The organism is Pseudoduganella lutea, assembly GCF_004209755.1.
Lineage (GTDB): Bacteria > Pseudomonadota > Gammaproteobacteria > Burkholderiales > Burkholderiaceae_D > Rugamonas > Rugamonas lutea.
This window is the reverse complement of the sequence record NZ_CP035913.1, coordinates 3,972,701-3,998,296: the sequence shown is the minus strand read 5'-3', so window position 1 is coordinate 3,998,296 and position 25,596 is coordinate 3,972,701. Positions and strand designations below refer to the sequence as shown.

The window sequence follows — 25,596 nt, the reverse complement described above, 5'->3', positions numbered from 1 at the left end:
GTCTCGGTGTTCAGGTTGTTGGGTTGCCGATGCGAAAGCGCGACACGGAATCCTTCAGTTGCTGGGCCAGCACCGACAGCTGGCGCACCGATTGCGCCGTCTGCTGCGTGCCGGCCTGCGCCTCTTCCGTGGCCTGCAGGATATGGCCGATCTGCTGCGCCACGCCACTGGCCGATGCCGCCTGCGTGCCGGTCGCCCGGGACATGCCGGCGATCAGGTCCGCGAGCTGGTGCGACACGCGTTCGATGTCGTCCAGCGCCGTGCCGGCCGCGTCGGACAAACGCGCGCCTTCGACCACGCCGCGCGTGGACCGTTCCATCGCCGCCACCGCGTCGTGCGTGTCGGCCTGGATCGTGCGCACCAGCACGCCGATCTGCTTGGCGCTGTCGGCCGACCGTTCCGCCAGCCGCTGCACTTCCTCGGCCACCACGGAAAAGCCGCGGCCCGCCTCGCCCGCCGAGGCGGCCTGGATCGCCGCGTTCAGCGCCAGTACATTGGTCTGCTCGGTGATGTCGGAGATCAGTTCCGTGATTTCGCCGATCTGCTGCGACGACTCGCCCAGCCGCTTGATACGCTTGCTTGTTTCCTGGATCTGCTCGCGGATCTCGTTCATGCCCACGATCGCATCCTGCACGGCGGCCGCGCCCTGGCGCGCCGCCGCCACGGAGCGGCGGGCCACGTCGGCCGACTCGGCAGCGGAGGTCGACACGTGCGTGATCTCGGAGGCCATGCGCAGCACCGTCGTGCTGGTATCGCGGATTTCGCGGGCCTGCTCCTGCGAGGCAGCCAGCAGCGCCGTGGAAATATCCTGCGCCCGGCTGGACGCGGCCGTCACCTGCTCGGCCGTGGCCGTCACGCGGCCCACCAGGGCGCGCAATTCCTCGACCGTGTAATTCACGGAATCGGCGATGGCGCCGGTGATGTCCTCGGAAACCGTGGCCTGCACCGTCAAGTCGCCATCGGCCACTTCCTGCAGCTCGTTCATCAAGCGCAGGATCGCTGCCTGGTTCTGCGCGTTGGCGGCCTTGGCTTCCTCTTCCTGCCGCTGCGCCTGCTGCCGCAGCTCGTCGGCCTGCTGGCGCCGGCGCTCGGCGCCGCGCGTGCGGTCGTGGGAATCCTGCAGCAGCACGCGCCCGATCGCGGCGCCCGTCAGCAATACCAGCATGCCGCCGGCCACCATCAGCCAGAACGTCCAGTTCAGCGATTCCTGCGCGCTCCGGTAGCCGTCCAGCAGCCGGACGAGGCTCTGGCGCAGGGGTTCGTTCTGGTTGAAGATCAGGCGCTCGGCGTTGCGCGACGCCAGCAGGCGGTCGAGCCGGCCGAGAATCCTGCCGGCCTGCGTCTGGTACTCCTCGAAGCCGGCCAGCAGCGCATCGAGGCGCGCGCGCACGTCCGCATCGCGCACGGCGGCGATGCCGAGCGTGACGCTCCCCTGCCGCAGCGCCTCGACCGTGGTACGGAAGGCGGTGATGTCGCGGCCCAGCTGGAATGCCGTTTCCGAGCGGATGCCGCTCGCGGCGGCAAACTCGGCCGCGCCAAGGCTCATGCGCTGCACGAGGATCGTCAGGCGAGCCAGCGCGGCAGTCTCGCGCGCGCCCGCGCCGCGCTCCAGCCGCAGCGCCGCAATGGCTTCGGCCTGGGCCAGCAGCTGGGGCGCCAGCACATTGAGCGCGCGCAGCGACTTGTCGATATCGGCCAGGTCGCCGCGATGGCGCACGATCGTGTCCGCCGCCTGCGCGGTGGCGGCCCATTTCGCGCGGGCATCCTCGATCGCCGCCTGCCGCGCGCCGGATGCGGCGGCCACGCCGCGCCCCCGGTAGCTGCCGCCATCGTCGAGCAATGCCAGGTCGCCCTCCAGCTCGCGGCGGCTCTCCTCGAGCTGGCGGAACGCATCTTCATTGCCTTGCAAGGCATTCGGTGCCGCCTTGCCGATGCGCTGCGAGTGCATCAGCGCGTCGCCGGCCAGCTGCGTGGCGGCGGCATCGGCCGCGCCACGGCTCGCATACAGGGCCACCAGGCCGGCCGACAGCGCCAGCACGACAGCCAGCGCGGTGACGAGATAGCTGAGCTGCCGCTGCGGTGGCAGGTGGCCGATCAGTGGCAGCCGCAAGGCCACGGGTGGCGGCGCGGCGGTGGCGTTGCCGCGGCGCGGCAGGGCATCGCGCAGGCGCAGCGGCGACTCCGCCTCAGCGCCGCCATGGGCGAACTGCGAATCGACGCCATCGGCGAAGCGGGAATCCGGTGGCGGCGCCTGCCGTTCGCGTGGGGGAAACTTGAATCCCATGCTCGTGCTCCCCGGCTAGGCGCCGGTCCCCCGGCCCACCTGCAGGAAGCCGGCTTCACGGGCCAGCAGTGCCAGGTCCAGGCGGGTCCAGGGCTGGCCCTCGCTGTCGACGTGCCGTTCGGCGCACCAGCCAGGTGCCGCCGCGTCGCTGCCATCGGCGTGCATGTCGGCCAGCCGGCGCAAGCCCAGCACGCGGTGCGCCAGCAGCGCGCAGGGCAGGCCGATGCCGGCGGCGAACGTCAGCAGGCGGGCCTCGGTGCCCACGGCCTGCGCGTTGTCCCCAAAATGATCACCCAGGTAGGCGGCCAGGTCCACCACGCCGACCAGGGTGCCGCGCACATTGGCCAGGCCCAGGTACCACGGCTGCGTGAGCGGCACCGGCGTGGCGGACTGGAACGGCACGATTTCGCCGACCTGGGTCAGGTCCAGCAGGCAGTGGCGCGCGCCGACCAGCACGCCCAGCTCGCGGGCGGCCGCTGTGCCGGCACCCTGCGCGGCCTGCATCCGTTCCAGTAACTGCACCTGGTACTGCCGCAGCCGGCTGCGGCGTTCGCCGGTATCGTGTTCCGTGTCCGCCATCAGCCCAGCGCTTCGATCTTCGACAGCAGCTCGGCTGCGCTGACGGGCTTGACGAGGTAATCCTTGGCGCCCTGGCGCAAGCCCCAGATACGGTCGGTTTCCTGGTTCTTCGACGAGCAGATGATGACCGGCACGTGCTGCAGCGCCGGATCGCGGGCGATCGAACGGGTAACTTGGAAGCCGTTGGCGCCCGGCATCACCACGTCCATCAGGATCAGTTCGGGCTGCTCGGTACGGATGCGCGCCAGTGCCTCTTCGCCGCTCTCGGCGGTCGATACCTCATAGCCGTTGCGGGCCAGGATATCGGACAGGTAATAACGTTCGGTCGGCGAATCGTCGACGATCAGGATGCGGTGGATGGCCATGGCGTGCTCTCGTTATGACGGCCCGGGCCGGTGTGCTCGCGCACCGCGGCCAGCAGGCTGTCCTTGCTGAAGGGTTTGGTAAGGTAGGCGGCCGAGCCGACCATCGCGCCGCGCGCACGGTCGAACAGGCCATCCTTGGACGACAGCATCAGCACGGGCGTGGCATGGAATTTCGCGCTTTTCTTGATCAGCGCGCAGGTCTGGTAACCGTCCAGCCGGGGCATCAGGATGTCACAGAAGATCAGGGCGGGCTGGTGATCGACGATCTTGGCCAGCGCATCGAAGCCATCCTCTGCCAGCACCACGTGATACCCGGCCCCACCCAGGAAGATCTCGGCGGACCGGCGGATCGTACTGCTGTCATCGATCACCATAATGGTCAAACCGGTCGCTTGCGGCGTTGTCGTCATATATTGTATCCACCCATTTCACTTACGATAGCACAGGGAAAATTGATGGGGCGGACGTTAAATCCCTGCGGAAATTGAGGTCGCTTACGAGCGTCTCGGGGCCTCGAGAAACCGTAATGAGCGGTCCGGGATCTGGTTGAGACGCGGAGCCGTACTTTAGTACGGTGAGCATCGCAGACCAGCAGCCCGGGCCGCGCAATAGGTTTATCGAGGTCCTACTACAGGGCGACCATTTCGAAGTCGTCCTTGCGGGCACCGCATTCCGGGCAGGTCCAGTTCATCGGCACATCTTCCCAGCGGGTTCCCGGTGCGATGCCCTCTTCGGGCAGGCCCGCTTCTTCGTCATAGATCCAGCCGCAGATCAGGCACATCCAGCTCTTGAACTCGCCACCGGCATTTTGCCGGGCGCTATTTTCTACATTATTGCTGCTCACGTTCTGCCACCTTCAATCAAGTAAAATGCTGAATCGGGTATCTTAATCTACTGGCCGTGCAAAACCAAACATCACCCCTCATCCTGACTTTCGGCGTGGCCGATCCGATCGGCGCAGTGGGCGTGCATTCCGACATCGGCGTGTTCGCCGCGCTCGGATGCCAGGGCCTGTCCGTCACCACCGCCCTGCTCATCGGCGACAGTGCCCGCGTGGAGGAACAGCAGCATGTGGAACCGGACTGGGTGTCCGACCAGGCCCGCGTGGTGCTGGAAGACGTGCAGGTGGCCGCGTTCAAGATCGGCGCGGTCGACCAGATGGAACACATTTCCTCGATCGCCGAAGTGGTGTCCGATTATCCGGATGCGCCGCTGATCCTCGATCCATTCGGCTCGCAGTTGCCGCCGCTGTCCGAACAGACCGATCCCGAGGAACTGCTCACGGTGCTGCGCCAGCTGCTGGTGCCGCAGGCCACGCTGCTGATGCTGTCGCAGGTGGAACTGGGGCGCATGGCGGAAACCTGGCGCGACCTGTCGAATGGCGAGACGATGGGCGACGATGCCCAGCACCTGATCGACCTGGGCTGCGAGTATGTGCTGGTGACGGGCACGCCCGCCGGCAGCTCGCGCGCCGAAACGGGCCTGCGTGCCAACACGCTGTATGGCGACGGCGGCGTGATCCGCCATGACCGCTGGCAGCACCTGCCCGGCCCGTTCGTTGGCGCCGGTTGCGTGCTGTCGGCCGCGATTGCCGCCTACATGGCGCGCGGCCTGGCACTGCCGCAAGCCGTCGACCTTGCCCAGCAATATACTTTCGGCGCCCTGCGCCATGCCCAGCGCTACGGCATGGGCAGGCTGGTGCCGAACCGCTTCCATGCGGTGGCGGAGAAACCGAAAAAGGATAAGCAATGACGATTTCGCAAAACGATGTACTGTTCGAACGCGCGCAGAAGACCACGCCCGGCGGGGTCAACTCGCCGGTGCGCGCCTTCCGCTCCGTGGGCGGCACCCCGCGCTTCATCACCCGTGCCGAGGGCCCGTATTTCTGGGATGCCGACGGCAAGCGCTATATCGACTACATCGGTTCCTGGGGTCCGGCCATCGTCGGCCACGCCCACCCTCAGGTGGTGCAGGCCGTGCAGGATGCGGCCACCCGCGGCCTGTCCTTCGGCACGCCCACCCAGGGCGAAGTGGAGATGGCGGAGGAAATCGCCCGCATCGTGCCGTCGATCGAGCAGGTGCGCCTGGTCTCGTCCGGCACGGAGGCCACGATGAGCGCGCTGCGCCTGGCGCGCGGTGCCACGGGCCGCGACAAGATCGTCAAGTTCGAGGGCTGCTACCACGGCCACGCCGATTCCCTGCTGGTGAAGGCGGGCAGCGGCCTGCTCACGTTCGGCAATCCCACGTCGGCCGGCGTGCCGGAAGATTTCGTCAAGCACACGCTCGTGCTGGACTATAACGACGTGACCGGGGTCGAGGAAGCGTTCGACGAATTCGGCGACGAGATCGCCTGCGTGATCGTCGAGCCCGTGGCCGGCAACATGAACCTGATCAAGGCGTCGCCGGAATTCCTGCAGGCGCTGCGCGACCTGTGCACGCGCCATGGCGCGCTGCTGATCTTCGACGAAGTGATGTGCGGCTTCCGCGTCGGCCTGGCCGGCGCCCAGGCGCTGTACGGCATCAAGCCCGATCTCACCGCGCTCGGCAAGGTCATCGGCGGCGGCCTGCCCGTGGCGGCCTTCGGCGGCAGCGCCGAATTGATGGGCAATATGTCGCCGGTCGGCGCCGTCTACCAGGCGGGCACGTTGTCCGGCAACCCGATCGCCGTCGCCGCCGGCATGGCCACGCTGAAACTGATCCAGGCACCGGGCTTCTATGACCGCCTGACGGCCACCGCGAAGCGCCTGGCCGAAGGCTTGACCGATGCCGCCTTCCAGGAAGGCGTCACGTTCTGCGCCGATTACGAAGGCGGCATGTTCGGCCTGTACTTCAGCGCCGAACCGCCGCGCAACTATGCCGAGATGATGGCCGGCGACCGCGCGAAGTTCAACGAGTTCTTCCACGCGATGCTGGACGAAGGCGTGTATTTCGCCCCGGCCGCGTTCGAAGCCGGTTTTGTTTCGGCCGCTCATGACGATGCGGTCGTTGACGAAACCATCGAAGCGGCACGGCGGGTGTTTGCGCGGCTGAAGTAAGCACCGCTTCGCTGCAATCAAAAAGGACGGGCAACCGTCCTTTTTTGTTGCCTGAAAAATGGGGTACGTCCCCATTTTTCACGCAATGTTTCAGCAAATCACCCTGCGAATTCGCTCTCGTTCTGAAAACTCCTTACCTGACAATGTTCCGACATTTCGATGACATCCGATCTTTACAATCCGCTGCTTCACCAGATCGGAAGGAGAAATCATCATGCATAGTCATTCGGCTCAACAGGAACAGGCACAGCCCGGCATCGTCTGGATCAAGCTGGCCGTGCTCTATCTGGTGGTCGGTGTGGCCATCGGCATCGGCATGGGCGCCAGCCAGGACTTCACGCTGCGGCCCATTCATGCGCACGTCAACCTGCTGGGCTGGGCGACCTTGGCCATTTCCGGACTCATCTATACGGTCTTCCCGCAGACGGGCACCACCAGGCTGGCGCGCATCCATTTCTGGCTGCTGAACCTGGCATTGCCACTCATGATGGGTTCGCTCGCCTACGTGCTGCTGACGGGGGACGTGCAGATCTTGCCGGCGCTGGTGATCGCAGAGATATCCGCCGCGGTATCGATCCTGGCCATGACGGCCAACATCTTCCTGAACCTGCAGAACAGGAAGGAAACGGCAGCGGCCGGGATGGCGCCGGACGTGTCGCCCCGCGGCGCGTAATGGTATTGGGCACGGCGGTAAAAAAAGCGGCCGCGGCCGCTTTTTCATTGCAGTCTATTTCAACCAGCCCCGGTGCCGGAAATACAGGAAAGGCGCGATGGCGCTCGTGATCATCAGGCCCCATGCCCACGGGTAACCGAACGTCCAGTTCAGTTCCGGCATGAAGTTGAAGTTCATGCCGTACACGCTGGCGATCAGGGTCGGCGGCAGGAAGCCCACGCTGGCCACCGAGAAGATCTTGATGATCTTGTTCTGGTTGATGTTGATGAAGCCGACGGTGGCATCCATCAGGAAGTTGATCTTGTCGAACAGGAAGGATGTGTGGCCATCGAGCGATTCGATGTCGCGCAGGATCTGCCGTGCCTCCTCGAACTGCTCGGAATTGAGCAGGCGGCCGCGCATCAGGAAGCTGACCGCGCGCCGCGTATCCATCATGTTGCGGCGGATGCGCCCGTTCAAGTCTTCCTCGTGGGCGATGGCCGACAGCGCATCGGCCGCGTCCTTGTCGGTGAACTCTTCCTGCAGCACGCGGAACGACACCTCTTCCAGGTTCTGGTAGATGCCTTCGAGCGCATCGGCCGAGTATTCGGCATCGGTGGCATACAGGTCCAGCAGCACGTCCATGTAGTCGACGATGGAACCGGGCCGGGAGCGGGCGCGCATGCGTACCAGGCGGAACACGGGCAAGTCGTCCGTGTGGACGGAGAACAGCATCTTGCGGGCCAGGATGAAGGCCACGGTGACGATGCGCGACGGGCCATCGTCTTCTTCCAGCAGGAAATCCGTGCGCAGGTGCAGGTCGCCGTTCTCGGCTTCGTAGTAGCGGGCCGAGGCTTCGATATCCTTGACTTCGTCCTCGCCCGGCAGGGTCACGCCGTAGATCGCCTTGACCCAGGCACGCTCGTCGTCTTCCGGATCGGTCAGGTCGACCCAGACAGGTGCCACTTGTTCAAGGTCTTCGCGCGTTTCGATGGGAACCTGGTTCAGCCGGCCATTTTGTAGAACGAAGACATTGATCATAGGCACTCTCAGCCGACTGGCATTCTGGATACTTGCAAGAAGCAAAAAATAAAACAGCGCAAGTGTACAGGCAAAGGCCCCGGCGGGACCAGACCGCAGGACCACTTTTTACAGGAGGAACCGGTCGTTGCGGTAATTATGCTGCGAAATTCACGGCAGCTCGGCCGACCCCATGCGCCGCAGGATAATCTGCGTGCGCCGATTCAGGTAACGCGTGTTGCGGTGGGCATCGTAATACCGGGGATTCGGCAGCATCACGGCCAGCCGCGCCGCCTGCGACGCGCCCAGTTTCGACGCGGGCACCTTGTAGTAATGCCGCGCCGCCGCTTCGGCGCCATACACGCCGCGGCCGAATTCGACGACATTCAGGTAGATCTCGAAGATGCGGCGCTTGTCCAGCACCGTTTCCAGCATGTAGGCGATGATCAGCTCCTGGCCCTTGCGCAGGTAACTGCGCGAGCCGGACAGGAACAGGTTCTTCGCCAGCTGCTGCGTGATCGTGGAACCGCCGTGCGTGACCTTCTTGCGCTTTTCATTGCGCTCGTAGGCCTTTTCCAGCGCTTCCCAGTCCACGCCATCATGGTCGGAAAAATTCGCATCCTCGGAAGCGATGATGGCCCGCTTCAGGTTCGTCGAAATGCGCTCGTAAGGCACCCATTTCTGGACGATCTGTGCATCCGGGTTCTTTTCCTGCATGACCGACAGCTGCTGGCGCATGAACGCCGTCATGCCCGGCTCATGGTCGCGCCACCACCAGATCTGCGCGAGGAAGTACAGCTGCACCGCGATGAACAGCACGACGGGAATGATGAATACCCACTTGATCCAGGCATAGCGCCCGGGAGCCCTGGTCACCTTGGTCGCCCTGGTCATCATCGCAGCTTCGCCAGCACCTCCGCCGTGGCCGGGCGCACGCCGCGCCAGCCATGGAACGCCTCGGCGGCCTGTTCCACCAGCATGCCCAGGCCATCGCGCACGATGGCGCCATGGGCCGCGGCGAACTGCATGAACACGGTCGGCTCCTTCCCGTACATCATGTCCAGCGCCAGCGTGCCCTCGCGGAAGACGGAGGCGGGAATGGGCGGCAGGTCGGCCTGCAGGCTGGCCGACGTGGCATTGATGACGATATCGAAGCGGCCGTCGATCCCGGCAAAGCCGCACGCCGACACGACACCTTCGCCGCCCAGCGGCGCAAACTGCTGCACGAGCGCTTCGGCGGTGGCGACGGTGCGGTTGGCAATCACCAGCGCCGCGGGGCGGTGCTCGAGGATCGGCAGCACGGCGCCGCGCGCGGCCCCGCCGGCCCCGAGCAGCAGCACGCGCTTGCCGGCGATCGGCACGCCGGCATTGGCGGTGATGTCCGCCACGAGGCCGGCGCCGTCGGTGTTGTCACCGGTGATGCCATGTTCGTCGAACAGCAGCGTGTTGACGGCGCCGGCGGCCTGCGCGCGCACCGTCAGCGCATTGGCCAGCCGGTAAGCCTCCAGCTTGAACGGCACGGTCACGTTGGCGCCCCTGCCGCCTTCGGCGATGAACGCCTGCACCGCTTGCGCAAAGGCGTCCAGCGGCGCCAGGCGCTTTTCATAAGTCAGCTGCTGGCCCGTGGCGGCCGCGAACGCGGCGTGGATGTCGGGCGATTTGCTGTGGGCGATCGGGTTGCCGAAGACGCAGTATTTGTCCATGTTTTTTATTTTGCTCCGCCAAGGATGGCTTCGAGTTTTTGTTCACGGGTGAACTTGAAGCGGGTGATGATGACCCACAGGTCGTCACGGTCGTTCGACAGCATGTTCGGCGGGAACTTGCCGAACGGCGCCGAACGGCGCACGATCGCGATCGCCGCGTCGTCCAGCGCGCGGTTGCCGGAACTGGTCTGCACCGTGATGCCGCCCTCCTTTGTATACAGCGTACCATCCTGGAAGATCGGAATCGACAGCACCAGCTCGCCATACAGCTTGCGGCCATTCTGTTGCGGGAAGTTCAGCGTGCCCACTTCCTCCACCTTGCGCTGGAACGTCTTGTAGTACATCGCGTAGCCCACCTGCTGCGTGCTGGGCGTGATGTAGGTGCGGCGCGGGCGCTTGTTCTGGTCTTCGATCGTTTGCGCGATCTCGGCCGCCATGCGCGCGATGGCCTTGCTGCTTTCCATCAGCTCCGCGCCCGTGGACGTGGGATCGGGCTTGGCATTCTCGGTAACGGGCGCGGCGCGATAGGGCGTGGTCTTCACCTGCGTCAGCAACTTCTTCTGCATTTCTTCGAGCTGCTGGATGCGGCGGCGCGAAGCCTCGATGCTGTCGCCGTCGGCCACCCGGCGCATGTCCGGCAAGGGCGATTTCGACCGGCCCTGGTCGGCCATGCCGCCGCCATCGAGGTTTGCCTGCGCCAGCGCCTCGGCCTTCAGCGGCCGGTTGGCGTGCTTGGCATTGACGAGGATGACCTCCAGCGCCGGATCGGTGGGCGGCGCCTTGAATTCCAGCGGCGCCACGAAGCGCACCGCCAGCAAGGCCGCATGCGCGAGCACCGACACGGCCAGGGCAATCGCGAGGAACCGGTTTTCTTGTAAATACTTCACGCAAAAAGGGCTGAAAGGCAAGGCGAAATTATTCATTCTACCCCCACGGCAACCCTGGGGTCAGACCCGTTGGGTCTGACCCCGGCTTCTGCCGTTGGGTTGCTCGAATTACACAGCGGCGGGGGGCGCGGCGTCGACGTCGTCGGCAGCCTCGGCCACTTCCACCTTCTCGTCGGCCGGCTGGTCGGGATCGGGTACCAGTTCCGGCACGGTTTCGCCGGCCAGCGTCTTGTCCTCTTCCTCGTCTTCCTCGAAGTCGACGGCAGCGGGAGCCGCTGCCTCGATTTCCAGCAGGCGCGTTTCGATCGACAGGTCGACTTCGTCCCAACGGAGCACGTCGAGCTTGACGGCGGCGCCGCGCGGGGCCGATGGCATGCCGGGCAGCCGGATCACGAGCGGGATGTCGGTCAGGCGCAGCACTTCATCCTTCAGCACCACGGCCTCGACCTGGTGCTTGTCTTCCTGGCCCAGCCAGCGCAGGCACCAGTAGCGTTCCATATTGGCCTGGAAGTCGGCATACGCGGCATATGCGGCGTCGAACGCGGAGACGATCGCGAACAGGTTCGCATCCTTGTGCTTGAACGGCGCAACGAGCGGCGCCATCACGCCCTTCTCGGCCACGGCCAGGATCTGCCACTGGTTGACCAGGTCCGTATAGCGGCGCAGCGGCGACGTGCTCCAGGCATACTGGTCGACACCGAGGCCTTCGTGCGGCGCCGCGTGCGTCAGCATGCGCACCTGCATCTTCGCGTTCCAGCCGCCCACGCCGCGGCCCTGGCTGCGGTAGATGCCCGGCACGCCGTGGTCATGCATCAGCTTGCCCCACGTGCTGTTGGCGAAGATCATCAGCTCGGCCACGATCTTGTCGAGCGGCGCGCCGCGCTTGCGGCGCGTGATCGTGACCACGTCGTCTTCCACGTAGAAGTTGAAGTCGACGCGGTTGTTCTGCTCCGGCCGCAGGCCGAACGCCTCGCGCTTGGCCATCCGCCCCGCTTCCAGGTGCTGCGCCCAGCCCCACAGCAAGGTCAGCTCGGCCTTGCGCGGATAGTCGCCCTCGCCACTGGCGAGGGTTTCTTCATTCACCACGTCATCGAGGTCGTTGTGGCGCAGGTTGTTCGCGATCGGCACCATCTCGGCCCGCGTCTCGGTCGAGACCACGGTCCAGTCGGCCATGTCGAGCGTGGCATACAGCGACAGCGCCGGGCACGTCTTGCCCTCGGCCAGCGTGTATGCGTCGACGACGGCATCCGGCAGCATCGTGATCTTGTCGCCCGGCATATAGACGGTGGACAGCCGCGCGCGCGCGATCTTGTCGATCGCATCGTCCGGGCGGATGGCCAGCCCCGGCGCCGCGATGTGGATGCCGATGCGCACCTTGCCGTCGTCCAGGTGGACGATCGAGATCGCATCGTCGATCTCGGTGGTGGTCACGTCGTCGATCGAGAAGGCTTCCACGTCGGCCACCGGCAGGTTGGCCGGCGGCTGCGGCACCGTCACCTCCGGGAAGCCATGCCCGCGCGGGAACGACTCGAACAGGAACTTCGCCATGTGCAGGTCCTTGGCGGACCCGATGCCGCCCACGGCCAGCATCAGCCGCGCCGGCGTGGTGTGCAATTCATTGCACGCCGCCTCCAGCGCCTTGTATTCGATCGTGTTCTTGTCCGGCTTGAACAGCAGCTGGTGCACGATGCCCGCCATGGAAGGGGGCAGGCGGTCGGCCTTCAGCTCGTCCACGTAGCCCTGCTGGACGATTGCCTGCTGCTTCTTTTTCTCGATGCCGGCCAGCGCCGCTTTCAGGGTCTGCTCGGGCGCGGCCTTGTAGCGCCCGCGGCCCTTCTTGTGGAAGTACACGGGCGCCGTGTGCAGCGCCAGGATCAGGCCGGCCGCCTCGGCCGGCAGCGGCGCATGGCCGAAGTACTCGGCGCCCAGTTCCGCGAAACCGAATTCTTCCTGGCCCGCCACCTCCCACAGGAAATCCAGGTCGACATCGGCCGCCACCGCGCGCGCCTGCTCGAGCAGCTCCTCGGGCGCCGGCTTCTCGTACTGCAGCAGCACGTCCTTGGCCTTTACCTTGCTGCGCTTGCCGCTGGCCATCTCCACCTGGTAAGCCTCGCCGGCGGTGGACAGCACGCTTCCGACCTTGAAATCGCCGGATTCTTCAAAAAAGACATTCATGTTCATCTCGTGTTGGGGGTTTTCGGCACCAGCGCCGCGACCCGTGGCAGGAACACCTCGGTCACCAGCAGCGTGCCCCGGCGCCGCCGGTACAGGCAGCGCCGTGCATACAGTATCTGTTCTTCGGGAATCGCCATTCCCTGGCCCGACAATGCGGCACGGGCGCGCCGCGCCAGCGGATGGCTGGCGCGCAGCCGCGCATATTCGAGCGGCCCGCGCGCCACCATCGGATCGCCGAACAGCGTGGTGCCCAGCGACCGCTCGCCCAGCGCGGAAAACAGCGGCCAGTCGGCCGCGGTCGCGCTCATCGGCACCACGGTGTGCGCGAACACCACCGGCGTATTATCACACCGCAGCAGCACTTCCCGTTCCCAGCAGCGGGCAGGTTTGCGCAGCCCAAATGCCTCCGCCTCGTCCGCCAGGCACGGCGCGGGCCGCTGGCCCAGCACCTGCACGCGGAACGCGTCGGCATGGGCTTTCAGCCGCGCCGTCAGCGAACCGCCGGAGACGAGCCAGCGCGCCAGCGCGGCCGGCGCATTCACGGCCAGCACGTGCCGGTGCCAGTTGGCCCGGCGCAGCGAATGTTCCCTCATCCGGCCCCGATTCCGCAGAAGGCCAGCACTTCATCGACGTAGTGCGCGAATTCGGCGATGCCATGGTCGGAACCGTCGATCACGTGGTGCCGCGCGCCGGGATAATGGGCCACCATGTCGCGCCAGTCCAGTACCTCGTCGCCGGTCGCGGCCATCAGGTAATAGCGTTCCGGCCGCGTGATCGCCGGTACCGCGAGCTCGCCCAGCTCGGCGATGTACTCGCGCTTGAACTCGAACGGCTCGCCGCTGTGGAACATGGTCGTCATGCCCACGTAGCGTTCCAGGCTGGTCAGCGGCGTGACGGCGGGGTTCAGCAGCGCGGCGCGGCAGCCCAGCTGCTCGGCCATCCACGTGGCATAGTAACCGCCCAGCGACGAGCCGATGATCGCCAGCTCGCTGGCCGGCACGCCTTGTACGAGCGCCATCGCCTGTTCCATCGCCAGCTGCGGCGACGGTGGCAACTGCGGCGCCACATAGTCGGCCGTGCGGCCCAGCTGCGCCATCCGCTCGCCCAGCAGCCGGCCCTTCATCGACAGCGGCGACGAGCGGAAGCCGTGCAGATACAGGATCTTAACTGCGGGAATCATGCTCAGACCTTCAGTGCCTGCAAGGCGTCGAGCAGCTTGCCGTGCACGCCGCCAAAGCCGCCATTGCTCATGACGACGACATGGTCACCCGGCCGCGCCTGGCCGACGATGGCCTTCACCATCAGGTCGATGTCTTCATACGCCGAAGCTTTCGACCCCATCGGCGCCAGCGTGGACCCCAGGCTCCAGCCCAGCGCCTTCTCGCTGCCGAAGCCGAACACGGAATCGGCATCCTTCAGGCTGGCGGGCAGCGCATCCTTCATCGCGCCCAGCTTCATCGTATTGGAACGCGGTTCCAGCACGGCAAGGATGCGCGTGTCGGCGCCCAGCTTCTGGCGCAGGCCGCCCACCGTGGTGGCGATCGCAGTCGGGTGATGCGCGAAATCGTCATAAACCGTCACGCCGTTGACCACGCCGCGCACTTCCATGCGCCGCTTCACGCTCTCGAACGCTTCCAGCGACTTCGCGGCCTGGGCGATCGGCACGCCCACGTTGCGCGCGGCGGCGATCGCGGCCAGCGCGTTGTAGCGGTTGTGGCGGCCGGTGAGCTTCCAGTTGATCAGCGCTTCGAACTTGCCGTTGAAGAGCACGTCGAAGCTGCCGTCCGGGTGTTCCTTCAGCGTCCAGTTGGCGTTGCCGTCGTTGCCGAAGCTTTCCTTCTCGCTCCAGCAGCCGCGGCGGATCACGCGCTGCAAGGACTCTTCGTCGCCGTTGACGATCACGCGGCCGATGCCGGGCACCGTGCGCACCAGGTGGTGGAACTGGGTTTCGATCGCGCCGATGTCCGGGAAAATGTCGGCGTGGTCGTATTCCAGGTTGTTCAGGATCGCCGTCTTGGCATGGTAGTGCACGAACTTGCTGCGCTTGTCGAAGAACGCCGTATCGTATTCGTCGGCTTCGATCACGAAGAAATCGGATTCCTTGCCGGGCGCGGACAACCTTGCCGAGATGCCGAAGTTCATCGGCACGCCGCCGATCAGGAAGCCCGGCGCATAGCCGGCGTCTTCGAGGATCCATGCCAGCATCGACGACGTCGTGGTCTTGCCATGCGTGCCGGCCACCGCCAGCACCCATTTGTTACGCAGGATGTGTTCGCCGATCCACTGGGGGCCGGATACATAAGGCAGGCTGCGGTTCAGGATTTCCTCGACCAGCGGGTTGCCCCGGGAGACGACGTTGCCGATCACGTACAGGTCCGGGTTCAGTTTGACCTGTTCCGCGTCGAAGCCCTGGATCAGCTCGATGCCCTGGGCTTCCAGCTGGGTGCTCATCGGCGGGTAGACATTGGCGTCGCAGCCGGTCACCTTGTGGCCGGCTTCCTTGGCGAGCACCGCGAGGCCGCCCATGAAGGTGCCGCAAATGCCGAGGATGTGAATGTGCATGGTCGATTGTGCTCCGTCGTGCTCCGTGGTCGAAGGCGCGATTTTACCCGACGCGCTGGCTTCGGCCGGTTCAGAGTATCATTCCGGCCATGATGTCGAACCATGATGCCAACGACCAGGTAGCGCAGTTGCGCGCCGAAATCGCCGCCGCGGCGGCCCGGATGGTTGCGCAGGACGGCGCCGATTACGGCACCGCCAAGCGCAAGGCGGCCCGTCGCATCCTCGGCGAGGCACAGGCCAACGCCCTGCGCGACGCACTGCCGGACAACGCGCAGATCGAGGAAGAAGTGCGCCAGTATCACGCGGTGTTCAGTGCCGGCACGCAGCCGGCGCGGCTGCACAAGCTGCGCACGATCGCGCTGGAAGTGATGGAGCGGCTGGAAGAATATCACCCGTTCCTCACCGGCGCCGTGCTGAACGGCAGCGCGGGCGAGCATGACGACATCCGCCTGCAACTGTTCGCCGACAGCGCGAAAGAGGTGCAGATCTTCCTGCTGAATAAGAACGTCAATATAGAGATCTCGGAAAGCGAGCATTTCAGGGGGCCGCGCCACGATCCGGTCGAGACCGTCAGCTTCCTGTGGCACGGCGAAGGCGTGCACGTGGAACTCTACGAGCAGCACGACCTGCGCGGGGCAAAGAAACAGAAGGCGGGCGAGCGCCCCGTGCGCGCCGACATCGCCGAACTGCGCGCCCTGATCGCCACCGAACATACCGAACATACCGAACACGGAAACGAATGAAGACATCCCATCTGCTGGCCTGCGGCGCCATCGCCCTCCTCTTCGGCGCCGTTGGCGCCTGGGTCGGCATCAACAGGAAAGAACCCGCTCCACCGATCACCACCACCATCCCGCCCGAACAAGCCGCCGCCGGCAGTGCCGTCGTCAACGACCTGCTGGCCCGCACGATGGCCGACGCGGGGGGCACCCGGCAAGCGCTGGCGCAATGGAAAGGCAAGCCGCTGCTCGTGAACTTCTGGGCCACGTGGTGCGCGCCGTGTGTGAAGGAAATGCCGGAACTGTCCGCGCTGCAGGCCAGCGGCAAGTACAAGGACTTGCAAGTGATCGGCATCGGCATCGACTCGCCCTCGAACATCGCCGAATTCACGAAGAAATTCCAGATCGGCTATCCGCTCTACGTGGATGGCGTGGCCGGCACCGAACTGTCGCGCCAGTTCGGCAATACCCAGGGCGGCCTGCCGTTTACGGTGCTGATCGGCGCCGATGGGCAAGTCAAGAAGACCTACCTGGGCTTGCTGAAGTTCGACCAGCTGCACCAGGACCTGGCCGCGCTCTGAGCACGCCAGCGCATGGCACGCCTTGCCCACCCCCACCCGGGTAACGACTCAGTTTACTGTTTGGCAAGTTCTTTTTTCTTGCCAAATAGTCGCGTCAGGCGGCAAAATGCGGAACTTTCGCTGGACTAAGGTCACGACATGGCAAAACACCTGCTGCTGATGAACGGCCCCAATCTGAACCTGTTGGGCACCCGCGAGCCCGGTATCTATGGGGCGACGACACTGGCACAGGTGGAACAGGCGGCGCGGGACCAGGCCGCGGCGGCCGGAGCGCAACTGGCGGCCTTCCAGAGTAATCATGAAGGCGCGCTGATCGATCGCATCCATGCCGCGCGCGACGAAGGGGTGGACTTCATCGTCATCAATCCCGGCGGCTATACCCACACGAGCGTGGCGCTGCGCGATGCGCTGGCCGGCGTGGCGATACCGTTCGTCGAAGTCCATATATCGAATATTTATCAGCGCGAAAGCTTTCGCCACCACTCATTTCTTAGCGCGATTGCCAAAGGAACGATTTGCGGCCTCGGCACCGAGGGATACCGCTTTGCCATCGACTTTGCATTAAAAAGCAGTTAATCTACGCGATCTCGCGCTATTTACCGCGTTATCGCTTAATATTGACAGCTCGATTGGCAGCCGCGCCAACATTCACAAAACAAGATTAGACGGGAGTCTCAGATGGATCTACGCAAGCTCAAGACATTGATTGACTTGGTTGCCGAATCGGATATTGCAGAACTCGAAGTGACTGAAGGCGAGAGCAAGGTACGCATCGTCAAGTCCTCCGCCATGCCGCAAAACCAGGTCGTGATGATGCCGCAAGCTGGCGCTCCGACCCAGTTCGCACCCGCCGCGCCAGCGCCGGCCGCCGCCGCACCTGCCGTGCCGGCTGCCGCTGCCGAACCGACCGGCCACGTCGTCAAGTCGCCGATGGTCGGCACGTTCTACCGTTCGTCCTCGCCGGGCAGCGCGCCATTCGTCGAAGTGGGCGCGACCGTGAAGGAAGGCGACACGCTGTGCATCATCGAAGCGATGAAGCTGCTGAACGAAATCGATTCCGACAAGTCTGGCACGATTACCCAGGTCCTGGTCGAGAATGGCCAGCCGGTCGAATTCGGCCAGCCGCTGTTCATCATCGGCTGATCATCATTGGCTGAACCTTCATCGGCCGATATTCACCGAATCTCTGCCGGTGCGGCGGCGCCGCCGCCACTAAGCTCCCCTCTTCTACAAGAACACCCGGCAAGTCCGGGTGTTCGCAAACATAGAACTAGCCATGTTTGAAAAAATCCTCATTGCCAACCGTGGTGAAATTGCGCTGCGTATCCAGCGCGCATGCCGCGAGATGGGCATCAAGACGGTCGTCGTGCACTCCGAAGCGGACAAGGACGCGAAATACGTCAAACTGGCCGATGAATCCGTCTGCATCGGCCCGGCGTCGTCGAGCCTGTCCTACCTGAACATGCCGGCCATCATCAGCGCGGCCGAAGTGACCGATGCCGAGGCGATCCACCCGGGCTATGGCTTCCTGTCCGAGAACGCCGACTTCGCCGAACGCGTGGAAAAATCCGGCTTTGTCTTCATCGGCCCCCGTTCCGACTCGATCCGCCTGATGGGCGACAAGGTGTCGGCCAAGCAGGCGATGATCAAGGCCGGCGTGCCGTGCGTGCCCGGTTCGGACGGCGCCTTGCCGGATGATCCGAAGGCGATCGTGCAAATTGCCCGCAAGGTCGGCTATCCGGTCATCATCAAGGCCGCCGGCGGCGGTGGCGGACGCGGCATGCGCGTGGTGCATACCGAAGCGGCGCTGCTCAATGCCGTCACGATGACGAAGAGCGAAGCGGGCGTGGCGTTCGGCAATCCGGAAGTCTATATGGAGAAGTACCTGGAAAATCCGCGCCACGTGGAAATCCAGATCCTGGCCGACGAGCACAAGAACGCCGTGTGGCTGGGCGAGCGCGACTGCTCGATGCAGCGCCGCCACCAGAAGGTGATCGAGGAAGCGCCGGCACCGGGCATTCCGCGCAAGCTGATCGAAAAGATCGGCGACCGCTGTGCCGAGGCGTGCCGCAAGATCGGCTACCGCGGCGCCGGCACGTTTGAATTCCTGTATGAAAACGGCGAGTTCTACTTCATCGAAATGAATACCCGCGTGCAGGTCGAGCACCCGGTCACCGAAATGATCACCGGCATCGACATCGTGCAGGAACAGATTCGCATCGCCTCCGGCGAGCGCCTGCGCTTCCGCCAGCGCGACGTGATGCTGTCCGGCCATGCGGTCGAATGCCGCATCAACGCCGAGGACCCGTTCAAGTTCACGCCTTCGCCGGGCCGCATCACGTCGTGGCACGTGCCGGGCGGCCCTGGCGTGCGCGTCGACTCCCATTCGTATGCGGGTTACTATGTACCGCCGCACTACGATTCGATGATCGGCAAGGTCATCACCTATGGCGCCACGCGCGAGCAGGCGATCCGCCGCATGCAGATCGCGCTGTCGGAAATGGTGGTCGAGGGCATCCTCACCAACATCCCGCTGCACCGCGAGCTGATGGTGGATGCCCGCTTCATCGAGGGCGGCACGAACATCCACTACCTGGAACAGAAACTGGCGGCAATGCCCAAGGCAGGTTCATGAGCTGGAACGAAATCGTCATCGAAGTCGCCCGCGAGCACGCGGAGGCGCTGTCCGATGCCCTGATGGAAGCGGGCGCGCTGTCCGTGTCCGTCGAGGATGCGGACGAAGGCACGGAAGCGGAACAGCCGCTGTTCGGCGAGCCGGGCATGGAACCGAAGGAAGCGGCGTGGGAACACAGCCGCGTCGTCGCCCTGGCCGACGTCGATGCCGATCATTCGTTCATCGTGGCCGCCGCGGCCCAGGCGGTGGGGCTGAAGTCCCTGCCGGCCTACACCACCCGCAGCGTGGCCGATGAAGACTGGGTGCGCCTCACGCAGTCGCAGTTCGAGCCGATCCATATCGGCAAGAACATCTGGGTCGTGCCGAGCTGGCACGAAGCGCCGGATCCATCCGCGCTGATCCTGGAACTCGACCCGGGCCTGGCCTTCGGCACCGGCAGCCACCCGACCACCCGCCTGTGCATGGAATGGCTGGAAGCCCACCCGGCACCGGGCAAGACGGTGCTCGACTACGGTTGCGGCTCCGGCATCCTGGCGATAGTGGCGCGCAAGCTGGGCGCCGCCCCCGTGGCCGGCGTGGACATCGACCCGCAGGCGATCGAGTCGGCACGCGACAATGCCGTGCGCAACAAGGTCGAAGACATCGAATACTTCGTGCCGGACGACTTCGCGCAATCGGCCCATGCCGGTGCGCAGTTCGATATCGTCGTCGCCAACATCCTGTCATCGCCGTTGAAGCTGATGGCGCCGATGCTGTCGGGCCGCGTGGCCGACGGCGGCGCGCTGGTGCTGTCCGGCGTGCTGGCGCGCCAGGCCGATGAAGTGGCGGCCGCGTATGCGCCATTCATCCAGCTGTCCGTGTGGGCCGAACACGAAGGTTGGGTGGCCCTTTACGGCCGCAAGGGCAGCGATAGCGCTCCCGCTCCACGCCAAGGCTAACCGCACCGCATGGCGCTCGCCACGAAATGCCCCCACTGCCATACCGTGTTCAGGGTCGCCCTGGACCAGTTGAAGCTGCGTGGGGGCATTGTGCGCTGCGGCGCCTGCAATGAAATCTTCAACGGCAATGCCGCGCTGGTGGAACCGGCCGCGCCCATCGTGGTCGCGCCGCCCGCTGTGCCGAAGCTCGATCTCGAGCTGGACCTGGATGACGTGGCGGTACAGGCCAGGGACGCATTGCCCTCACCTTCGCCCGAGGTACCGGAACCGGTGTCCGAACGCGAAGATCCGGCCCCTGACCGCTCCCCTGCCAACGGCATCGCTGAAACCGCCGACGCGCGCGCTGGCGATACGGCGCAGGCTGACGAGCCGATACCCGAACCTGAACCCGAGCCGATTCCCGAACCGATACCCGAGCCAGTATCGGAGCGGATATCAGAGCCGATTCCCGAACCGCGGCCTGCCGATCCCCACCGCCGCGAACCCGCGTTCGACATGCCGTCCGAGCACATCGTGGCCGTTGCGCTGGATGACCTGCACCACTTCGACGACGACCCCGAGCCGGTCACGCCTGCTCCGGCACCGAAGGAGACGTCCGACCACGCCGCGAACGAGGCCGCGGAGCGCACGTCCGACGATGCGGCCGCCGCCGACCTGCTGACGGCCGCGCCGGAAGGCGCGCTGCTGGCGGCCGGCACCGGTACCGCCGCGGCCGCAACCGACGATCACGCCGCGCTGGACGATGAACCGGAATTCGTCCGCCAGGCCGAACGCCGCGAACGCACGCGCTCCATCACGCGCCTGGCGATGATCGCCGGCATCCCGCTCCTGGCCTTCGTGCTGCTGGGCCAGACTGTCTTCACGCTGCGCAACGGGCTGGCCGCCGACTACCCGGCCATGAAACCGGCGCTGCAGGCGCTGTGCGCGCCGCTGGGCTGCACGGTCGAGCTGCCGCGCCGGATCGACGCGCTGGCGATCGAGGAAGGCGAGCTGCAAACGCTGGCGCCGGACACGTACAGTTTCATCACCGTGCTGCGCAACCAGTCACGCTCCGTGCAGGCATGGCCGCACATCGAGCTGGTGCTGAACAATGGTGCCGACAAGCCCGTGCTGCGCCGCGTGTTCGCGCCGCGCGATTACCTGGGCAAGGGCGCCCTGGCGCAGGGCTTCCGGCCGCGCAGCGAACAGGCCGTGAAACTGTATTTCAAGCTGGACGGGCTGCGCGCCTCCGGCTACCGCATCGCCATTTTCCATCCCTGACATTTTTCCCGATCTTTACCCGATCTTTACCCGGATTCGACTCCCTACTCCCATGAACCAGACTTCCCTGATCTGCGGCTCGCTCGCCATCGACATCATCATGCAATACGAGGGTCGCTTCGGCGACACGCTGCTGGCCGACCAGCTGCACAAGGTGAACGTGTCGTTCCTGGTGCCGACGATGCGCACCGAATTCGGCGGCTGCTCCGGCAACATCGCCTACAACCTGAAACTGCTCGGCGGCGATCCCCGCATCGTCGGCGTGATGGGCCAGGATTGCGCGGCCTACCTGGAGCGGCTGCAGACGCTGGGCATCAGCACGCAGAACATCCTCATCAAGAAGGATGCGTACAACGCCCAGTGCTTCGTTACGGCCGACTCGGACAACAACCAGATCAACGCCTTCCACCCGGGCGCCATGTCGTTCGCGCACGAAAACGACATCGAAGCTGCCGGCCCCGCCCGCATCGCGATCATCTCGCCGGACGGTCACCTGGGCATGCTGAAGCACGCCGAGGACCTGGCGCGCCTGGGCATCCCGTTCGTGTTCGACCCGGGCCAGCAGCTGCCGATGTTCACGCCCGAGCAGCTGATCAATTTCATCGACCAAGCCACCTACGTGACCTGCAACGACTATGAAATCGAGCTGCTGACGGATCGCACCGGCCTGGCGCTGGAAGACATCGCGGCCCGCGTGCAGGCGCTGATCGTCACGCGCGGCGAAAAGGGTTCCGAGATCTATACCGAAGGCAAGCGGATCGACATCCCGGCCGTGGAAGCGGCCGTGCTGGACCCGACCGGCTGCGGCGACGCCTACCGCGCCGGCCTGCTGTACGGCCTGACGCACGACCTGGGCTGGGAAACCACCGGCCGGCTGGCCAGCCTGCTGGGCGCCATCAAGATCGCCCACAAGGGCGCGCAAAACCACCAGTTCACGCGGGAAGAGATCGCGGACCGGTTCGAGAAGGCGTTCGGGTACCGGTTTTAAGGATTTGATGGCTTGATGTCGCGGTTGGCAGTAGCGTATCAGGGGTCTGTCCCCGCCAGTCGTCAGCTTCGCTCTTTGCCGTTCGCTTGAACCAAGGGGACTGACCCCGGTTTTCTGCTGGCGCTGTCGAAACTCCAGCAAAAACCGGGGTCAGTCCCCTCGATCACGGTCCACAACTCTGCTCCTTGCCAACAACTGGCGGGGACAGGAAGGAGTGAACCCTTGCAAGGGTTCACCGCTACGCAGGCGAGGAGCATGCTCCTCGAAACCCCTGCTACGCCCCCTGCGACGCGGACGCTCTCTCGACATCCCGCATCACCCCCAAAAACAAAAAAGGCGCCGAGGCGCCTTTTTTCATTGGCTCATCAAAGCCTCACCGGAACAGCATGTCCAGCACGAGCTGGGCGATCTGCAGCAGCACCAGCGCCACCAGCAGCGACAGGTCGAGGTTGCCCACCAGGGGCACCACGCGGCGCACGGGCTTCAGGATCGGCTCGTTGAGTGCCCGGACGAACGGCGCCAGCGGCGCATGCGGGTTGACCCAGCTGAAGATCGCCTCGACCACCAGCAGGATCATGAAGCCATAGAGGATCCATTGCAGAAAACGGTGCAGCGCCATCAGCATGATGATGTCGAACGAATAGCCGGCAAACCAGCGCACCGACGTGGCCAGCACCACGATCAGGAACGCGCCGAGCAGGCTGGCCCAGTCGTAGCCACCCACGCCAGGCACGATGCGGCGCATCGGGCGCACCAGCCAGTCGGACAACTGGAAGGTAAATTGCGCCACCGACGACGGCGGCCGCACCCGAGTCGCCTGCATCCAGAACCGCAGCAGCAGCACACCGCCGAGCAGGACAGCAACGGTATCGACGATCAGCATCACAATACTAAGCACGAGCATTCTCCATAAAAAAACCGCCGTGCGATTGTCTCACACGGCGGTATTCGCGCCCATCAGGCCGTCAATGGTATCGACGGCACCGATGGAGATCGACGACCGGGACGGGTGCCGGCACGGTACCGGCCCCGCCCTTCGCCGCTCAGGAAGGACGGGTGCTGGTCGGGAACGGCCATGCGGCCGCCGGTGCCAGCGTCGTCTTTGCCGACGGCACGGTAGCGGCGGACGAAGCCGCTGCCGGTGCTGCAGCCGGCGTTTCCTTTTTCGCTGCGCCATCTTTCTTGGCTGCGCCATCCTGCTTCGCTGCCGCCTTCTTCGGCGCAGCGGCTTTCTTTGCTACTGGTTGTTCCGCGGGCTTGTCGGCCGTAGTCGCTGCCGGGGCGGTAGCCGGCGCGGCCTCAGGCTTTTTTGCTGCGGCCTTTTTGGCGGTTGGTTTAGCGGCTGGCTTGGCAGCGGACTTGCTTGCTGCCGGCTTGGCTGCCGAAGCTGCCGGCTTGGCGGCTGCCGACTTCGTTGCAGCTTTCTTGGCTGCAGGCTTGGCGGTGGCGGACTTGGTCGCGGCCTGCTTGGCGGCGGGCTTGGCGGCGGCGGTCTTGGTCGCGGCCTTCTTGGCTGCAGGCTTGGCGGCGGCGGTCTTGGTCGCTGCTGCTTTCTTGGCTGCAGGCTTGGCGGCGGCGGTCTTGGTCGCGGCTTTCTTGGCTGCAGGCTTGGCGGCGGCGGTCTTGGTCGCGGCCTTCTTGGCTGCAGGCTTGGCGGCGGCGGTCTTGGTCGCGGCCTTCTTGGCTGCAGGCTTGGCGGCGGCGGTCTTGGTCGCGGCCTTCTTGGCTGCAGGCTTGGCGGCGGCGGTCTTGGTTGCCGACTTCTTCGCTGCCGGCTTGGCTGCGGTTGCCGTCGACTTCTTCGCTGCGGTGGACTTGCTTGGCGTTGCCGACTTCTTCGCTGCCGTCGACTTTGCTGCCGTGGACTTGCTTGCCGTCGACTTGCTTGCCGTCGACTTCGCTGCGGTGGACTTGCTTGCGGTCGACTTCGTTGCGGTCGCCGACTTCTTCGCTGCCGGCTTTGCTGCGGCCGTGGTCTTCTTCGCTGCAGCCGGTTTTGCTGCCGCGGTGGACTTCTTCGCTGCCGCCGGCTTCGCAGCCGCCGTGGTCTTCTTCGCTGCAGCAGGTTTCGCCGCGGCCGTGGTCTTCTTCGCCGCAGCAGGCTTGGCAGCCGCGGTGGTTTTCTTCGCAGCCGGCTTGGCGGCGGCGGACTTCTCGGACGACTTCGCAGTCGCGGCTTTCTTGGCAGGAGCAGCAGCGGCCTTGGTGGCGGCTGGCTTCTTCGTATCGGTCTTCTTCGTGGCGGTAGCCATTTTATTTCTCCTTCATCCGGGATGAAATTACGCACATAGTTGAAACCCGTCCGGCATACCCGTCGGTACACAGGGCGAATTATTCATCGGCACAAGCATCGCGGTGTTTGCACTAATGAATTCGGCACCCGGCTGAACTGCTGCAGCTCCTCACGACTGCAGCACTTCAGCCATTCGATCGACGCCACCGCTTTCATTCGTGCTCCTGGCACGGGCGCGCGGCGCCGGTCTGAAAATTCTTGTTCTGTGTCTCCAGGGACGGGCGCGCACTCAGCTCCGAACCCAGCATTTGCTCACATCGTGTTCTGGCGCTCAAAGAAAAAACCGCCCGGCCCGACGATGTTCAGGCGAGGCGGCATACCAGATAACCGTGTGGTCGTCGTGCATATCTGTGCGAACTTTTGTCCTGTTGTTCTTGGGTTTTCGCCGGAGCGGCACACTCGAAAAAGAGTGCTTGCAAATCACGGTCTTTTCAAGCTCGTAAAGTACACGAAAACCTTTATGATGCGCAACCGGCACGCATGCATTTCGCACTCTTTTTTTACCGGGCTGCGCGAGGTAACGCACATAGCCGAGTGCATCGCGCACGCCACGCGCCATCGAACGCATGCACTTCGCGACGATCCCCCACACACCTCGCTTTGCATACCACCTTTAGGTAAGGGCGCTATGCAAAGCAGTCAAACATCGCCGCATGCTTGAGCCGGCATGCAGGAGCGGTGTCGACGCGTCGTCGCGAGGCCACGACATGGATGACGCCGCACTTGAAAAAAATGTGGCGCAACCGTGCGCACGCTTGCCCGAAAGGGCGATGCGACAGGCCGCGCGAGGTGCCGTGCGTGCCGCGGCATGCTCGATGCGGACGTTCTCGCGAACGTACTCGGCGTTGATGTAGCGGCGTTGGTGCGGCCACCGCGAGCCTGCGCGAGCGCGCCGCGCGCGGGCTACACTGCCCGCTTCT

At 65.0% G+C, this 25,596-nt stretch carries 27 protein-coding genes; 12 read left to right on the top strand and 15 right to left on the bottom strand.

Going from position 1 to position 25,596, the window contains the following annotated elements:
- Nucleotides 1-10 precede the first annotated feature (10 nt).
- The 5 genes from EWM63_RS17015 to EWM63_RS16995 all read right to left on the bottom strand — a co-directional run bounded on the left by EWM63_RS17015 (nucleotide 11) and on the right by EWM63_RS16995 (nucleotide 4,009).
- Complete coding sequence (locus tag EWM63_RS17015) at nucleotides 11-2,284, bottom strand: methyl-accepting chemotaxis protein (protein WP_130187596.1); 2,274 nt, start codon at nucleotides 2,282-2,284, stop codon at nucleotides 11-13.
- A 15-nt stretch (nucleotides 2,285-2,299) separates the two neighbouring features.
- The gene (locus EWM63_RS17010; RefSeq protein WP_130187595.1) at nucleotides 2,300-2,863 is read right to left on the bottom strand and encodes a chemotaxis protein CheW; all 564 of its coding nucleotides are present in this window, start codon (nucleotides 2,861-2,863) and stop codon (nucleotides 2,300-2,302) included.
- Nucleotides 2,863-3,228 (bottom strand): response regulator transcription factor, encoded by a 366-nt coding sequence (locus EWM63_RS17005; protein WP_130187594.1) that lies wholly within the window; start codon nucleotides 3,226-3,228, stop codon nucleotides 2,863-2,865. The genes EWM63_RS17010 and EWM63_RS17005 overlap by 1 nt, the downstream gene beginning before the upstream one ends.
- Nucleotides 3,207-3,638 (bottom strand): response regulator, encoded by a 432-nt coding sequence (locus EWM63_RS17000; protein WP_130187593.1) that lies wholly within the window; start codon nucleotides 3,636-3,638, stop codon nucleotides 3,207-3,209. The genes EWM63_RS17005 and EWM63_RS17000 overlap by 22 nt, the downstream gene beginning before the upstream one ends.
- Nucleotides 3,639-3,856: 218 nt before the next feature.
- Complete coding sequence (locus tag EWM63_RS16995; RefSeq protein ID WP_130190434.1) at nucleotides 3,857-4,009, bottom strand: rubredoxin; 153 nt, start codon at nucleotides 4,007-4,009, stop codon at nucleotides 3,857-3,859.
- A 119-nt stretch (nucleotides 4,010-4,128) separates the two neighbouring features.
- Here EWM63_RS16995 and thiD point away from each other — a divergent pair, with 119 nt between their 5' ends.
- The 3 genes from thiD (at nucleotide 4,129) to EWM63_RS16980 (ending at nucleotide 6,936) form a co-directional block, all read left to right on the top strand.
- Nucleotides 4,129-4,980: a bifunctional hydroxymethylpyrimidine kinase/phosphomethylpyrimidine kinase gene (gene thiD, locus EWM63_RS16990; protein WP_130187592.1), complete on the top strand. Its 852-nt coding sequence runs from the start codon at nucleotides 4,129-4,131 to the stop codon at nucleotides 4,978-4,980.
- A complete protein-coding gene (hemL, locus tag EWM63_RS16985) occupies nucleotides 4,977-6,263 on the top strand; it encodes a glutamate-1-semialdehyde 2,1-aminomutase (RefSeq protein WP_130187591.1) in 1,287 nt (428 codons plus the stop codon). The genes thiD and hemL overlap by 4 nt, the downstream gene beginning before the upstream one ends.
- Before the next feature lie 214 nt (nucleotides 6,264-6,477).
- Nucleotides 6,478-6,936 (top strand): heme-copper oxidase family protein, encoded by a 459-nt coding sequence (locus EWM63_RS16980; protein WP_130187590.1) that lies wholly within the window; start codon nucleotides 6,478-6,480, stop codon nucleotides 6,934-6,936.
- A 54-nt stretch (nucleotides 6,937-6,990) separates the two neighbouring features.
- Here EWM63_RS16980 and corA read toward each other — a convergent pair whose 3' ends face one another.
- The 8 genes from corA to mpl form a co-directional block, all read right to left on the bottom strand.
- Nucleotides 6,991-7,956 carry a magnesium/cobalt transporter CorA gene (gene corA / locus EWM63_RS16975; RefSeq protein WP_130187589.1) on the bottom strand — a complete coding sequence of 322 codons (966 nt, stop codon included), beginning with the start codon at nucleotides 7,954-7,956 and terminating at the stop codon, nucleotides 6,991-6,993.
- 150 nt (nucleotides 7,957-8,106) lie between these two features.
- Nucleotides 8,107-8,829, bottom strand: coding sequence for a monofunctional biosynthetic peptidoglycan transglycosylase (mtgA, locus tag EWM63_RS16970; RefSeq protein ID WP_130190433.1), 723 nt, complete (start codon nucleotides 8,827-8,829; stop codon nucleotides 8,107-8,109).
- Nucleotides 8,829-9,638, bottom strand: coding sequence for a shikimate dehydrogenase (gene aroE, locus EWM63_RS16965; protein WP_130187588.1), 810 nt, complete (start codon nucleotides 9,636-9,638; stop codon nucleotides 8,829-8,831). The genes mtgA and aroE overlap by 1 nt, the downstream gene beginning before the upstream one ends.
- Nucleotides 9,639-9,643: 5 nt before the next feature.
- Complete coding sequence (locus EWM63_RS16960; RefSeq protein WP_229487343.1) at nucleotides 9,644-10,525, bottom strand: energy transducer TonB; 882 nt, start codon at nucleotides 10,523-10,525, stop codon at nucleotides 9,644-9,646.
- A gap of 108 nt (nucleotides 10,526-10,633) precedes the next feature.
- Nucleotides 10,634-12,700 carry a ribonuclease catalytic domain-containing protein gene (locus EWM63_RS16955; RefSeq protein ID WP_130187586.1) on the bottom strand — a complete coding sequence of 689 codons (2,067 nt, stop codon included), beginning with the start codon at nucleotides 12,698-12,700 and terminating at the stop codon, nucleotides 10,634-10,636.
- A 2-nt stretch (nucleotides 12,701-12,702) separates the two neighbouring features.
- A complete protein-coding gene (locus tag EWM63_RS16950; RefSeq protein WP_130187585.1) occupies nucleotides 12,703-13,293 on the bottom strand; it encodes a chorismate--pyruvate lyase family protein in 591 nt (196 codons plus the stop codon).
- Nucleotides 13,290-13,880, bottom strand: a complete 591-nt coding sequence (locus tag EWM63_RS16945; RefSeq protein ID WP_130187584.1) for a YqiA/YcfP family alpha/beta fold hydrolase — start codon at nucleotides 13,878-13,880, stop codon at nucleotides 13,290-13,292. The genes EWM63_RS16950 and EWM63_RS16945 overlap by 4 nt, the downstream gene beginning before the upstream one ends.
- Before the next feature lie 2 nt (nucleotides 13,881-13,882).
- Nucleotides 13,883-15,262: a UDP-N-acetylmuramate:L-alanyl-gamma-D-glutamyl-meso-diaminopimelate ligase gene (mpl, locus tag EWM63_RS16940; RefSeq protein ID WP_130187583.1), complete on the bottom strand. Its 1,380-nt coding sequence runs from the start codon at nucleotides 15,260-15,262 to the stop codon at nucleotides 13,883-13,885.
- 89 nt (nucleotides 15,263-15,351) lie between these two features.
- Between mpl and EWM63_RS16935 the strand changes: the two genes are divergently transcribed.
- From EWM63_RS16935 to EWM63_RS16900, 8 genes are all read left to right on the top strand, one after another.
- Entirely contained in the window at nucleotides 15,352-16,005 is a 654-nt protein-coding gene (locus EWM63_RS16935; RefSeq protein WP_130187582.1) for a low molecular weight phosphatase family protein, read from the top strand.
- On the top strand, nucleotides 16,002-16,562 hold the full coding sequence (locus tag EWM63_RS16930) for a TlpA family protein disulfide reductase (RefSeq protein ID WP_130187581.1): 561 nt from the start codon (nucleotides 16,002-16,004) through the stop codon (nucleotides 16,560-16,562). The genes EWM63_RS16935 and EWM63_RS16930 overlap by 4 nt, the downstream gene beginning before the upstream one ends.
- A 138-nt stretch (nucleotides 16,563-16,700) precedes the next feature.
- Nucleotides 16,701-17,138, top strand: a complete 438-nt coding sequence (gene aroQ / locus EWM63_RS16925) for a type II 3-dehydroquinate dehydratase (protein WP_130187580.1) — start codon at nucleotides 16,701-16,703, stop codon at nucleotides 17,136-17,138.
- Between the two features lie 102 nt (nucleotides 17,139-17,240).
- A complete protein-coding gene (gene accB / locus EWM63_RS16920; RefSeq protein ID WP_130187579.1) occupies nucleotides 17,241-17,705 on the top strand; it encodes an acetyl-CoA carboxylase biotin carboxyl carrier protein in 465 nt (154 codons plus the stop codon).
- A gap of 133 nt (nucleotides 17,706-17,838) precedes the next feature.
- Nucleotides 17,839-19,197 carry an acetyl-CoA carboxylase biotin carboxylase subunit gene (gene accC / locus EWM63_RS16915; RefSeq protein WP_130187578.1) on the top strand — a complete coding sequence of 453 codons (1,359 nt, stop codon included), beginning with the start codon at nucleotides 17,839-17,841 and terminating at the stop codon, nucleotides 19,195-19,197.
- Nucleotides 19,194-20,135, top strand: a complete 942-nt coding sequence (prmA, locus tag EWM63_RS16910) for a 50S ribosomal protein L11 methyltransferase (RefSeq protein ID WP_130187577.1) — start codon at nucleotides 19,194-19,196, stop codon at nucleotides 20,133-20,135. The genes accC and prmA overlap by 4 nt, the downstream gene beginning before the upstream one ends.
- Nucleotides 20,136-20,144: 9 nt before the next feature.
- On the top strand, nucleotides 20,145-21,395 hold the full coding sequence (locus EWM63_RS16905) for a DUF3426 domain-containing protein (protein ID WP_130187576.1): 1,251 nt from the start codon (nucleotides 20,145-20,147) through the stop codon (nucleotides 21,393-21,395).
- Between the two features lie 52 nt (nucleotides 21,396-21,447).
- Nucleotides 21,448-22,383 (top strand): carbohydrate kinase family protein, encoded by a 936-nt coding sequence (locus EWM63_RS16900; protein WP_130187575.1) that lies wholly within the window; start codon nucleotides 21,448-21,450, stop codon nucleotides 22,381-22,383.
- Between the two features lie 373 nt (nucleotides 22,384-22,756).
- On the opposite strand, the gene EWM63_RS16895 is transcribed toward EWM63_RS16900, so the two are convergent.
- On the bottom strand, nucleotides 22,757-23,266 hold the full coding sequence (locus EWM63_RS16895; protein WP_371861247.1) for a YggT family protein: 510 nt from the start codon (nucleotides 23,264-23,266) through the stop codon (nucleotides 22,757-22,759).
- A gap of 173 nt (nucleotides 23,267-23,439) precedes the next feature.
- Here EWM63_RS16895 and EWM63_RS32065 point away from each other — a divergent pair, with 173 nt between their 5' ends.
- Nucleotides 23,440-24,660, top strand: coding sequence for a hypothetical protein (locus EWM63_RS32065; protein WP_207221107.1), 1,221 nt, complete (start codon nucleotides 23,440-23,442; stop codon nucleotides 24,658-24,660).
- Nucleotides 24,661-24,947: 287 nt separating this feature from the next.
- Here EWM63_RS32065 and EWM63_RS16885 read toward each other — a convergent pair whose 3' ends face one another.
- Nucleotides 24,948-25,244 carry a hypothetical protein gene (locus tag EWM63_RS16885; RefSeq protein WP_130187572.1) on the bottom strand — a complete coding sequence of 99 codons (297 nt, stop codon included), beginning with the start codon at nucleotides 25,242-25,244 and terminating at the stop codon, nucleotides 24,948-24,950.
- Nucleotides 25,245-25,596 lie beyond the last annotated feature (352 nt).